The organism is Enterobacter cloacae complex sp. IR53030, from assembly GCF_049238365.1.
Classification (GTDB): Bacteria; Pseudomonadota; Gammaproteobacteria; order Enterobacterales; family Enterobacteriaceae; genus Enterobacter; species Enterobacter kobei.
The window spans coordinates 175686-187470 of record NZ_JBMKHA010000004.1 but is presented as its reverse complement, the minus strand read 5'-3'; the positions used below and the strand labels follow the sequence as shown (position 1 = coordinate 187470).

At 53.3% G+C, this 11785-nt stretch carries 13 protein-coding genes; 7 read left to right on the top strand and 6 right to left on the bottom strand.

Annotation, left to right across the window (positions count from 1 at the left end; all coding sequences use genetic code 11):
- Positions 1 to 50: 50 nt before the first annotated feature.
- Entirely contained in the window at positions 51 to 338 is a 288-nt protein-coding gene (sfsB, locus tag ACOTXR_RS06205) for a DNA-binding transcriptional regulator SfsB (protein WP_014885384.1), read from the bottom strand.
- A gap of 229 nt (positions 339 to 567) precedes the next feature.
- Entirely contained in the window at positions 568 to 1539 is a 972-nt protein-coding gene (gene ispB / locus ACOTXR_RS06200; protein WP_014885383.1) for an octaprenyl diphosphate synthase, read from the bottom strand.
- 257 nt (positions 1540 to 1796) lie between these two features.
- On the opposite strand from ispB, the gene rplU reads away from it, so the two are divergent.
- From rplU to cgtA, 4 genes are all read left to right on the top strand, one after another.
- On the top strand, positions 1797 to 2108 hold the full coding sequence (gene rplU, locus ACOTXR_RS06195; protein WP_003025032.1) for a 50S ribosomal protein L21: 312 nt from the start codon (positions 1797 to 1799) through the stop codon (positions 2106 to 2108).
- Positions 2109 to 2127: 19 nt separating this feature from the next.
- The gene (gene rpmA / locus ACOTXR_RS06190; RefSeq protein WP_004385076.1) at positions 2128 to 2385 is read left to right on the top strand and encodes a 50S ribosomal protein L27; all 258 of its coding nucleotides are present in this window, start codon (positions 2128 to 2130) and stop codon (positions 2383 to 2385) included.
- Between the two features lie 95 nt (positions 2386 to 2480).
- Positions 2481 to 3455, top strand: coding sequence for a DMT family transporter (locus tag ACOTXR_RS06185; RefSeq protein ID WP_014885382.1), 975 nt, complete (start codon positions 2481 to 2483; stop codon positions 3453 to 3455).
- Positions 3452 to 4624 carry an Obg family GTPase CgtA gene (gene cgtA, locus ACOTXR_RS06180; protein WP_014885381.1) on the top strand — a complete coding sequence of 391 codons (1173 nt, stop codon included), beginning with the start codon at positions 3452 to 3454 and terminating at the stop codon, positions 4622 to 4624. Before ACOTXR_RS06185 ends, cgtA begins: the two co-directional genes overlap by 4 nt.
- A 34-nt stretch (positions 4625 to 4658) precedes the next feature.
- Here the strand turns inward: cgtA and pmrB are convergent, their stop codons facing one another.
- The 3 genes from pmrB to dacB are packed head-to-tail and all read right to left on the bottom strand — an operon-like array spanning position 4659 to position 7797.
- Positions 4659 to 5702, bottom strand: a complete 1044-nt coding sequence (gene pmrB / locus ACOTXR_RS06175; protein ID WP_023331397.1) for a two-component system sensor histidine kinase PmrB — start codon at positions 5700 to 5702, stop codon at positions 4659 to 4661.
- Positions 5699 to 6361 carry a two-component system response regulator PmrA gene (gene pmrA, locus ACOTXR_RS06170; RefSeq protein WP_014885379.1) on the bottom strand — a complete coding sequence of 221 codons (663 nt, stop codon included), beginning with the start codon at positions 6359 to 6361 and terminating at the stop codon, positions 5699 to 5701. Before pmrA ends, pmrB begins: the two co-directional genes overlap by 4 nt.
- Positions 6362 to 6363: 2 nt before the next feature.
- Positions 6364 to 7797 carry a serine-type D-Ala-D-Ala carboxypeptidase gene (dacB, locus tag ACOTXR_RS06165; protein ID WP_014885378.1) on the bottom strand — a complete coding sequence of 478 codons (1434 nt, stop codon included), beginning with the start codon at positions 7795 to 7797 and terminating at the stop codon, positions 6364 to 6366.
- A gap of 228 nt (positions 7798 to 8025) precedes the next feature.
- Between dacB and greA the strand changes: the two genes are divergently transcribed.
- Positions 8026 to 8502 carry a transcription elongation factor GreA gene (gene greA / locus ACOTXR_RS06160; RefSeq protein WP_014171793.1) on the top strand — a complete coding sequence of 159 codons (477 nt, stop codon included), beginning with the start codon at positions 8026 to 8028 and terminating at the stop codon, positions 8500 to 8502.
- A gap of 151 nt (positions 8503 to 8653) precedes the next feature.
- Here greA and yhbY read toward each other — a convergent pair whose 3' ends face one another.
- Positions 8654 to 8947: a ribosome assembly RNA-binding protein YhbY gene (gene yhbY, locus ACOTXR_RS06155; RefSeq protein WP_003861814.1), complete on the bottom strand. Its 294-nt coding sequence runs from the start codon at positions 8945 to 8947 to the stop codon at positions 8654 to 8656.
- 127 nt (positions 8948 to 9074) lie between these two features.
- Between yhbY and rlmE the strand changes: the two genes are divergently transcribed.
- The gene (rlmE, locus tag ACOTXR_RS06150; RefSeq protein ID WP_003861812.1) at positions 9075 to 9701 is read left to right on the top strand and encodes a 23S rRNA (uridine(2552)-2'-O)-methyltransferase RlmE; all 627 of its coding nucleotides are present in this window, start codon (positions 9075 to 9077) and stop codon (positions 9699 to 9701) included.
- 102 nt (positions 9702 to 9803) lie between these two features.
- Positions 9804 to 11738 (top strand): ATP-dependent zinc metalloprotease FtsH, encoded by a 1935-nt coding sequence (gene ftsH, locus ACOTXR_RS06145; protein WP_013098921.1) that lies wholly within the window; start codon positions 9804 to 9806, stop codon positions 11736 to 11738.
- Positions 11739 to 11785 lie beyond the last annotated feature (47 nt).

Sequence of the window (11785 nt, the reverse complement as noted above, 5' to 3'; positions counted from 1 at the left end):
GCCCCCTGCCAGAGATGACCGGGGGGTTGCTGTTCCTGCTAAAAAGCGCGTTATTCCTGTGGTTCTTTCTTTAACTTTCTCTGGCGCATCATGCGCGTTCTGTCGATGAATTCATGGGTAATGGGATCGTGGTAGCGCGAGGGCCAGATCACCCACGGGTGCGTTTCCAGCGCCGTCGCGATAATTAATTCTCCCTTTGGCCAGGGGCGGGTCAGGGCGTTGGCCAGGGTGGAAGAACTCAGACCATGGCGGCGGGACTCTGCTGCCAGTGACGTCCCTCTTTTGCGCAGTGCCGCAATGATATCTGCCGTATGCCAGTCGATAAATTTCGTATCCATAACGCTGTCCTTAAGTGCGGATTCACCTACGCCGTTTCTTCTGAAACGACTGGCTTACTATACCCATTTCAAACTCTTGTTCTAAAAAGTTCGCGTTACTTGAAGGGATATTCAGAATAAGACATGCCTTTATTCATGCGGTCTCTAAACCGATGAATTTACATGAATACGGAATTTACTGGGGTGTTTTAGAACCTCCCCGCGATGGAAACGGGGAGGTGTGAAAGGATTAACGATCGCGTTGAACAGCGATGTGGGCAAGGCCAATAAGGGCATCACGCCACGGGCTGTCTGGAATAACCTGAAGGGCAGCGATGGCTTTATCAGCCTCTTCTTCGGCACGCTGACGCGTCCATTCCAGTGAACCGCAGATCGCCATAGTTTCCAGTACCGGTTCCAGAAGATGGCGACCATTTCCCTGTTCGATCGCCTCACGGATCATTTTCGCCTGGTCTTCAGTTCCGTTGCGCATCGCATGCAGCAGCGGCAGGGTCGGTTTGCCTTCGTTCAGGTCATCGCCCACGTTTTTGCCGAGCGTTTCGCCGTCCGCACTGTAGTCCAGCAAATCATCAATCAGCTGGAAGGCTGTCCCCAGATAGCGACCATAGTCCTGGAGCCCTTTTTCCTGAGCCTCAGAACAGCCAGCCAGAATGCCGGAGCACTGCGCGGCCGCTTCAAACAGGCGCGCTGTTTTGCTGTAGATGACGCGCATGTAGTTTTCTTCAGTAATATCCGGATCGTTGACGTTCATCAGCTGCAGCACTTCGCCTTCAGCGATGACGTTTACGGCTTCTGACATCACTTCCAGCACTTTCAGCGAGCCCAGGCTGGTCATCATCTGGAAGGCGCGGGTATAGATAAAATCCCCGACCAGAACGCTGGCGGCATTACCGAAGGCGGCATTGGCCGTGGCCTTACCGCGACGCATATCGGATTCATCCACAACATCGTCATGCAGAAGCGTCGCTGTGTGAATAAATTCGATCAGTGCGGCGATCGTGACGTGGGCATTTCCCTGATAGCCAACGGCTCTGGCAGCCAGAATGGCAATCATCGGGCGAATGCGTTTACCGCCGCCGCTGACAATGTAATAGCCCAACTGATTGATCAACTGAACGTCAGAGTTGAGTTGCTCCAGGATTGCTGCATTCACACCCGCCATATCTTGCGCGGTTAACTCATTGATTTTTTCTAAATTCATCGCAAAAGCCGGGCTTTTCATCCTGTTGATCCCATCTTCAATGGGGTAACGAAGGGTTTCGGTTTATCAATAGTAGTGCTGATTGTACTGAAAAAACGGCTCAGATAAACGTTACCGTACGTGTTGTGTTTTTTTTCTTCATGTATTGATGGTAGCACTTGTCAAAGGCTCGCGTTTTGCGTAATATTCGCGCCCTATTGTGAATATTTATAGCGCACTCTGAATCATACGAGGATGTGCGCGGAAGCGGAGTTTATATGTACGCGGTTTTCCAAAGTGGTGGTAAACAACACCGAGTAAGCGAAGGTCAGACCGTTCGCCTGGAAAAGCTGGACATCGCAACTGGCGAATCTGTTGAGTTCGCAGAAGTTCTGATGATCGCAAACGGTGAAGAAGTCAAAATCGGCGTTCCTTTCGTTGATGGCGGCGTTATCAAAGCTGAAGTTGTTGCTCACGGTCGTGGCGAGAAAGTTAAAATCGTTAAGTTTCGTCGTCGTAAACACTACCGTAAGCAGCAGGGCCACCGTCAGTGGTTCACTGATGTGAAAATTACTGGCATCAGCGCCTAAGACCTGAGGAGAGATTTAAATGGCACATAAAAAGGCTGGCGGCTCCACACGTAACGGTCGCGATTCAGAAGCTAAACGCCTGGGCGTTAAGCGTTTCGGTGGCGAATCCGTTCTGGCGGGTAGCATCATTGTTCGTCAACGTGGTACCAAATTCCACGCTGGCAACAACGTAGGTTGCGGTCGTGACCACACTCTGTTTGCTAAAGCAGACGGTAAAGTGAAATTTGAAGTTAAAGGCCCGAACAACCGTAAATACATCAGCATCGTTGCTGAGTAAGGTTTTCTCGGTCCGGTAACGGATTAAAGCCCCGCAACGTGTTGCGGGGCTTTTTACATTGGAAACCCGGAAAATTTTCTGTAGGGAAAACGGGCATGAAGCAGCAGGCCGGCATTGGTATTCTTTTGGCGCTCACGACCGCAATGTGCTGGGGTGCGCTGCCAATTGCAATGAAGCAAGTACTGGAAGTGATGGAGCCGCCTACGGTGGTCTTTTATCGCTTTCTGATGGCAAGCATCGGCCTCGGCGCCATTCTGGCTATCAAAGGTAAGCTTCCGCCTTTGCGACTTTTCCGCAAACCGCGCTGGCTGGTGCTGCTGGCTATCGCGACGGGCGGTCTGTTTGGTAACTTCATCCTGTTCAGCTCTTCTCTGCAGTATCTTAGCCCTACAGCGTCACAGGTGATTGGTCAGCTTTCACCTGTGGGCATGATGGTCGCCAGCGTGTTTATCCTCAAGGAGAAGATGCGTGGGACGCAGATTATCGGGGCGAGCATGTTGCTGTGTGGTCTGGTGATGTTCTTTAACACCAGCCTGATCGAAATTTTTACCCGCCTGACGGATTACACCTGGGGTGTGATTTTTGGTGTGGGAGCAGCTACGGTCTGGGTAAGCTATGGCGTCGCGCAAAAGGTGTTATTGCGGCGCCTGGCCTCACAGCAGATCCTTTTTTTGCTGTACACTTTATGTACAGTTGCATTATTGCCGTTAGCAAAGCCGGGTGTCATTACCCAGCTGAGCGACTGGCAGCTGGCGTGCCTCATTTTTTGTGGGCTTAACACGCTGGTTGGTTATGGCGCGCTTGCTGAAGCAATGGCGCGCTGGCAGGCAGCACAGGTTAGCGCATTGATCACGCTGACTCCGCTGTTTACCCTGTTATTTTCAGATTTGTTATCAATGGCCTGGCCCGATGTCTTCGTCAGACCGATGCTCAACCTGTTGGGCTATCTCGGTGCGTTTGTCGTGGTTGCGGGCGCGATGTATTCCGCCATTGGTCATCGTCTTTGGGGACGTTGGCGCAAAAATGAAGCGGTCCCCGCTCAGGCGAATGAGTTACGGAGAGTAAAATGAAGTTTGTTGATGAAGCAACGATCCTGGTTGTGGCTGGTGATGGCGGCAACGGTTGCGTGAGCTTCCGCCGTGAAAAATATATTCCTCGAGGTGGCCCGGATGGCGGCGACGGCGGGGATGGTGGTGATGTGTGGCTGGAGGCGGATGAGAACCTCAACACGCTGATCGACTACCGTTTCGAAAAATCCTTCCGCGCTGAACGTGGTCAGAACGGTCAGAGCCGCGACTGTACCGGTAAACGCGGTAAAGACGTGACCATTAAAGTGCCGGTTGGTACGCGCGTGATTGACCAGGGCACCGGTGAAACCATGGGTGACATGACCAAACACGGTCAGCGCCTGATGGTTGCAAAAGGTGGCTGGCACGGTCTGGGCAACAGCCGCTTCAAATCATCCGTTAACCGTACTCCGCGTCAGAAAACGATGGGTACGCCGGGCGATAAGCGCGATCTGCAGCTGGAGCTGATGCTCCTGGCAGACGTGGGCATGCTGGGTATGCCAAATGCCGGTAAATCGACCTTTATTCGCGCGGTTTCTGCGGCGAAACCAAAAGTGGCGGACTATCCGTTTACCACGCTGGTACCGAGCCTGGGTGTTGTCCGTATGGATAACGAGAAGAGCTTCGTTGTTGCTGACATCCCGGGTCTGATCGAAGGTGCAGCGGAAGGTGCCGGTCTCGGCATTCGCTTCCTGAAACACCTTGAGCGTTGCCGCGTACTGCTGCACCTCATTGATATCGATCCTATTGATGGTTCCGATCCGGTTGAAAATGCCCGGATCATCATCGGTGAGCTGGAAAAATACAGCGAAAAACTGGCGTCTAAACCGCGCTGGCTGGTCTTCAACAAGATCGACCTGATGGATAAAGCGGAAGCGGAAGCGAAAGCTAAAGCGATTGCTGAAGCGATGGGCTGGGAAGATAAATACTACCTGATCTCCGCGGCAAGCCAGGTTGGCGTGAAAGACCTCTGCTGGGACGTGATGACCTTTATCATCGAAAACCCGGTCGTTCAGGCTGAAGAAGCGAAACAGCCAGAAAAAGTCGAATTCATGTGGGATGACTACCACCGTCAGCAGCTCGAAGAGCTGGAAGCGGAAGAGGAAGACGACTGGGACGATGACTGGGATGAAGACGACGAAGAAGGTGTCGAGTTCATCTACAAGCACTGATATCTGTCTAAAGCCCCCATTCCGGGGGCTTTTTTTATTCCAGCGTTGAGGGGAGCCAGCAGCTTGCTATCAGGCCGCCTTCAGCACCGTTCTCCAGCGCCAGCTTACCGCGGTGGAGTTGCAGGATACGCTGTACGATACTCAGGCCCAGGCCGCTACCGCCGTAGCGCTGATCAAGCCGACGGAACGGCTCGGTGATCGACTGTCGATGTGCTTCATCGATGCCGGGCCCCTGATCGCTCACGCTGACCAGAGTACCTCCCGCAACCTCGGTTAGTGCCACGGTGATTGTTGTGCCTGGTGGACTATAACGTCCGGCATTTTCCAGCAGGTTACGCAGCATCAGTCGCAAAAGCACCGCGTCACCCTGCACCGTAAGGGTGCTTTTGGCCGGCCATATCACCGTATGTTCTTTGGCTTCATGCTCAAGACCAAGGGGCGTGATGATCGTGTCCGTCCAGTTGATGGTCTCATAGTGACCGCTCGCCATCGCCTGTCCGGCACGGGCCAGCATCAGCAGTTGTTCAACGGTATGCATGAGCTGATCGATACGGCTGATTAACGTTGTCGCCTGCGGAGAGCCTGACTGCGCCATTAACTCCAGATGAAGCCGGATCCCGGCCAGTGGCGTTCGCAGTTCGTGGGCGGCGTCTGCGGTGAAGAGACGCTCCTGCTGAATGGTACTGTCCAGCCTGGCGAGTAGCTGGTTGAGAGAGGTGGTAACGGCGCCTATTTCTTCCATGTCGGAATACATAGGCAGCGGCGTTAAGTTATCCGCCGAACGGTTAGCGAGGCTGTCGCGGAGTTTATTCAGAGGCCGGGTTATCCAGGTGACCGCCCAGAATGAAAACAGCAGAGTGAAACTGACCATCACCAGGGAAGGGACCAGAAGAGATGCAATCGCCTCGCGGATCTCTTTTTCGACATGGTTATTGCGGGCTTTTGCAGACAGCGTTTCATTCACCAGAAAGCCAATCTGCTCACGACTTTCATGCCACAACCAAATCACGCTTATCAGCTGGAAAAATAACAGAATGACCGCCAGCAACACCATTAATCGCCGACGCATGCTGTTCATTTCTGGCTCTCCAGACGATAGCCAACGCCGCGGACGGTTTTTATCCGGTCTTTGCCAAGCTTGCGACGCAGGTTATGGATGTGGACTTCCAGGGTGTTAGAGCCGGGATCGTCCTGCCAGGAGTAAATGTCCTGTTGCAGCGTTTCACGGTGCACCGTTTGCCCGCTGCGCATAATCAGGCGGGTCAGGAGGGCGAACTCTTTTGGGGTCACTTCAACGGGCTGGGACTGACGCAGTACCTGCTGGGTTTGCAGATTGAGCGTGATGTCGCCGTCCGTCAGCAGATTATCGCTGTGCCCCTGATAGCGCCGGATAAGCGCCCGCACGCGGGCCTGAAGTTCTGCGAGCGCAAAGGGCTTCACCAGATAGTCATCTGCGCCAGCATCGAGGCCGGTAATACGATCTTCAATCGCATCGCGTGCTGTCAGGATCAACACCGGGTTAGCGATGCCGCGCCGACGCCATTGGGTGAGCAGCGTCGCGCCGTCTTTGTCCGGCAAACCCAAATCGAGGATCACCAGACTGTACTCGCCGCTCTGGATCAGGGAATCCGCCTCTGCCGCGGTACCGGCACAATCCAGAGCATACCCTTCGTTGGCAAGCCCCAGCGCGAGTCCTTCCTGCAATAACAGATCATCTTCAACTATGAGTAGTTTCATCGCTAGTTATTCTGATAAATGTCTTTATAAAGCCTGCTTTCGAAGCGAACCAGCGGAATACGACGGTTGCGCTGATCGGTCGGTTCGACGGCATAGCCGGAAAGATACTGTACGAAGGCCATGCGTTGTCCGCTGGCGGTCGTGATGAACCCTGCAAGATTGTAAACGCCCTGCAGTGAACCTGTTTTAGCGGATACTTTGCCATCTACGCCGGCCGCGTGAAGCCCGGCGCGATACTGCAGAGAACCGTCATGCCCGGCAAGCGGCAGCATTGAAATAAAGTTTAGCTCAGAGTCATGTTGTGCAATGTACTGAAGCACTTGCATCATGGTTGCCGGTGCGATCAAATTATGACGCGATAATCCGGAACCATCGACAGCAATGGTATTACCTAGATCGATTCCCGCCTGTTGGCGCAGGATCTGGCGCACAGCGTCTGAGCCCGCGCGCCAGGTTCCCGGCACGCCAAAACGCGCGTGGCCGATCATGCGGAACACCGTATCAGCAATCATGTTGTCAGACTTTTTCAACATAATTCGCAGCAAATCGTGCAGCGGAGGCGACTGTTTGCTGGCGATGACCGTTCCGGGCTGGTTGACCTGCGTCTGGCGGAGCAGCGTACCGGAGTAGCTAATGCCTGCCTGCTTCAGTTCATCCTTCAGAATGGCGCCCGCGTAGCTCGCGCCATCTTGTATCGCAAAGGCCAGCGGCAGGGGATCGGCGCGCTGGGTCAGACAGCCGGTGAGCGTGAAACGGTTAAGATCGCCAGGCACCACGTCCAGTTCGCAATACTGGGCATCCGGGGAGCCTTTGGCCAGCGTACGCACCTGGCTAAACATGGTCACCGGGTAGTAGGATGCCACGCGGATAAACGCTAAATCATCCGGTTTGGGCGCGCTGTAAAGGGAAATTGAAAAGCAGTTGCGGTCAACAATCGCGGCGGCGGGTGGTGCGCTAAAGCATTGCGTCATGTCGTTCCACGGCCAGCCTGGCGCTTTATCATGGCTGGCAAAAATCGAGGTGTCGATCAGCACGTTACCCTCGATTTTCGTCACACCGGATTTTTTCAGCACCGCCACCATATTGCGGATATCCTGGCGCTTAAAGGTCGGATCGCCGCCAAAACGGGCAATAAGATCGCCCTTCAGTACACCGCCCTCAATGTTGCCTTTGCTCTCAAGCGTGGTGGTAAAACGAAAGTCAGGGCCGAGCTGAAGCAGCGCGGCGAGGGCCGTGATCACCTTTTGGGTACTGGCAGGCAGCGCCATCTGTTGACTGTGATAGTCAATCTCTGGCGTCTGCGCCCCGACCTTTTGCACCATCAATGCAAGGTTAGCACCTGCGGGTAGCTGATTAATGTACTCATCAACATTCGCGGCCTGAACGCTGAACGCTATACTGGTAGTCAATCCGATGATAAATCTGGAAAATCGCATAATCTCGCGCTAACAACCCGAAAACAAACCGTCATACTACGGTGCATAGCACTGCAAAGTAAACGATGACCCATAGTGAACTTCGCGGTAAAATGCGTATCAAATTGAAAAATTGCTGCTGACCTGGGGCGTTGCTCCCGGGTCGGTTTTCTTTTTGCTTCTTGCCCGCTTAGGGGGGCAGGGGCAGGGAACACTGCTCCCAACAGGAATGTTTAAGAGGTATAACAAATGCAAGCTATTCCGATGACCTTACGTGGTGCCGAAAAACTGCGCGAAGAGCTGGATTTCCTGAAATCCGTTCGTCGCCCTGAAATTATCGCCGCTATCGCGGATGCGCGTGAGCATGGCGACCTGAAGGAGAACGCTGAATACCACGCGGCGCGTGAGCAGCAGGGCTTCTGTGAAGGACGTATCAAAGATATCGAAGCAAAACTGTCCAATGCGCAGGTTATCGATATCACCAAGATGCCTAACAATGGGCGTGTGATCTTTGGTTCAACCGTGACCGTGCTGAACCTGGACAACGACGAAGAGCAGACCTATCGCATCGTGGGTGATGATGAAGCAGACTTCAAACAGAACCTGATTTCCGTGAACTCTCCGATTGCTCGCGGCCTGATTGGCAAAGAGCAGGATGATGTTGTTACCATTCGCACGCCCGGCGGTGAAGTGGAATACGAAATTATCAAGGTTGAATACCTGTAATTCGCATCTCTGGTAAGATGTTGATACATTGTAAAGAAAAGAAAAAGGCCGCATAGCGGCCTTTTATCAACTCAAGGAGCATGGCATTTTGCTCGCCTGCTGACAGAAATCCCTCGTTTCACACAGAAAATGTGTTCGATTCAGGATATCCTTAGCGTGGCAGCGAGATTTTACGCTCTTTAGATGGGCGGTAGAGCACCAGCGTTTTACCGATGACCTGTACATTACAGGCGCCGGTTTCGCGCACGATGGCTTCCACGATCAGGTTTTTAGTGTCTCTGTCTTCAGAGGCGATTTTCACCTTGATCAGCTCGTGGTGTTCCAGCGCTTGTTCAATCTCGGCAAGCACCCCTTCGGTCAAACCATTGTTGCCAAGCATCACTACAGGCTTGAGCGGATGTGCCAGACCTTTAAGGTGCTGTTTTTGTTTAGTACTCAGATTCATCGTATATTTTTGCTTACGTTGGGATTGAAAACGGTTCATTCTACCGCCATCTCCCTTATATCGCCAAATAGCTGCGTAGAAATTTACGTCACAGGCAAGTAACGATGAACCAGGACGGAAATGTTAAATGACAGGTAAAAAGCGTTCTGCCAGCTCCAGCCGCTGGCTTCAGGAACACTTTAGCGATAAATATGTTCAACAGGCGCAGAAAAAGGGGTTGCGTTCCCGTGCCTGGTTTAAACTTGATGAAATACAGCAAAGTGACAAACTTTTTAAGCCGGGGATGACGGTTGTTGACCTCGGTGCGGCACCTGGCGGATGGTCCCAGTATGCGGTAACGCAGATCGGCGGAACGGGCCGAATCATCGCGTGCGATCTTTTACCAATGGATCCTATCGTCGGTGTCGACTTCCTTCAGGGCGACTTTCGTGATGAATTAGTGCTTAAAGCGTTACTTGATCGTGTAGGTGACAGTAAGGTCCAGGTTGTCATGTCAGATATGGCACCAAATATGTGTGGAACACCGGCGGTGGATATCCCCCGCGCCATGTATCTGGTGGAGCTAGCGTTAGAAATGTGTCGTGATGTACTAGCGCCTGGTGGTAGTTTTGTTGTGAAGGTGTTTCAGGGCGAAGGTTTCGAGGAGTATCTTAAGGAAATTCGCTCCCTGTTTGCGAAGGTCAAAGTTCGTAAGCCGGACTCTTCCCGGGCCCGTTCCCGCGAAGTGTATATTGTAGCGACCGGGCGAAAATGATAACCGGTAGATTTCAGGCGAAAGTTTGAATGAAACTGGATATAGAGTATCCTGACGCTGTTTTTAACACAGTTGTAATATGAGGTTAATCCCTTGAGTGACATGGCGAAAAACCTAATACTCTGGCTGGTCATTGCCGTTGTGCTGATGTCAGTATTCCAGAGCTTTGGGCCCAGCGAGTCGAATGGCCGCAAGGTGGATTATTCTACCTTCCTGCAGGAGGTCAATCAGGACCAGGTTCGCGAAGCGCGTATCAACGGACGTGAGATCAACGTTACCAAGAAAGATAGTAACCGTTACACGACTTACATCCCGGTGAACGATCCTAAGCTGCTTGATAACCTTCTGACCAAAAACGTCAAAGTGGTAGGCGAGCCGCCAGAAGAACCAAGCCTGTTGGCTTCAATCTTCATTTCCTGGTTCCCGATGCTGCTTCTTATCGGCGTCTGGATCTTCTTTATGCGCCAGATGCAGGGCGGCGGTGGCAAAGGTGCCATGTCGTTCGGTAAGAGCAAGGCGCGTATGCTGACGGAAGACCAGATCAAGACTACGTTCGCTGACGTTGCCGGTTGTGACGAAGCGAAAGAAGAAGTCGGTGAACTGGTTGAATACCTGCGTGAGCCGAGCCGTTTCCAGAAACTGGGCGGTAAGATCCCGAAAGGCGTGCTGATGGTCGGCCCTCCGGGTACCGGTAAAACCCTGCTGGCGAAAGCTATCGCAGGTGAAGCGAAGGTACCTTTCTTTACTATTTCAGGTTCTGACTTCGTCGAAATGTTCGTGGGTGTCGGTGCATCTCGTGTGCGTGACATGTTCGAGCAGGCTAAGAAGGCAGCACCATGCATTATCTTCATCGATGAAATCGACGCCGTAGGCCGCCAGCGTGGCGCGGGCCTGGGCGGTGGTCACGATGAACGTGAACAGACCCTGAACCAGATGCTGGTTGAGATGGACGGCTTCGAAGGTAACGAAGGTATTATCGTTATCGCCGCAACTAACCGTCCGGACGTACTTGACCCGGCGCTGCTGCGTCCAGGCCGTTTCGACCGTCAGGTTGTGGTCGGTCTGCCAGATGTTCGTGGTCGTGAACAGATTCTGAAAGTGCACATGCGTCGCGTACCGCTGGCGCCAGATATCGACGCGGCAATTATTGCGCGTGGTACCCCGGGCTTCTCCGGTGCGGATCTGGCTAACCTGGTCAACGAAGCTGCTCTGTTCGCCGCTCGCGGTAACAAGCGCGTGGTGTCCATGGTGGAGTTCGAGAAAGCGAAAGACAAAATCATGATGGGTGCGGAACGTCGCTCCATGGTGATGACGGAAGCGCAGAAAGAGTCCACGGCATATCACGAAGCCGGTCACGCGATTATCGGCCGCCTGGTACCGGAGCACGATCCGGTACACAAAGTGACGATTATTCCGCGCGGTCGTGCGCTGGGTGTGACCTTCTTCCTGCCTGAAGGCGACGCGATCAGCGCCAGCCGTCAGAAACTGGAAAGCCAGATTTCAACCCTGTACGGTGGTCGTCTGGCGGAAGAGATCATCTACGGGCCGGAACATGTTTCTACCGGTGCGTCGAACGACATTAAAGTGGCGACAAACCTGGCACGTAACATGGTCACTCAATGGGGCTTCTCCGACAAACTCGGTCCGCTGCTTTATGCAGAGGAAGAGGGTGAAGTATTCCTGGGCCGCTCCGTGGCAAAAGCGAAACATATGTCCGATGAGACGGCTCGTATCATCGACCAGGAAGTGAAAGCGCTGATTGAACGTAACTACGGTCGCGCGCGTCAGATCCTGAACGACAATATGGACATCCTGCATTCGATGAAAGATGCGCTCATGAAATATGAGACCATCGATGCACCGCAGATTGACGACCTGATGGCTCGCCGCGAAGTGCGTCCGCCAGCAGGCTGGGAAGACCCAGGTGCTTCCAACAATTCTGACAACAATGGCACCCCGCGTGCGCCGCGTCCGGTCGATGAACCGCGTACGCCGAACCCGGGCAACACCATGTCAGAACAGTTGGGCGACAAGTAAGTCACTGCTGTTGAAGCGTTTGTCTGTACCTCAAACCCTGGAGCTTG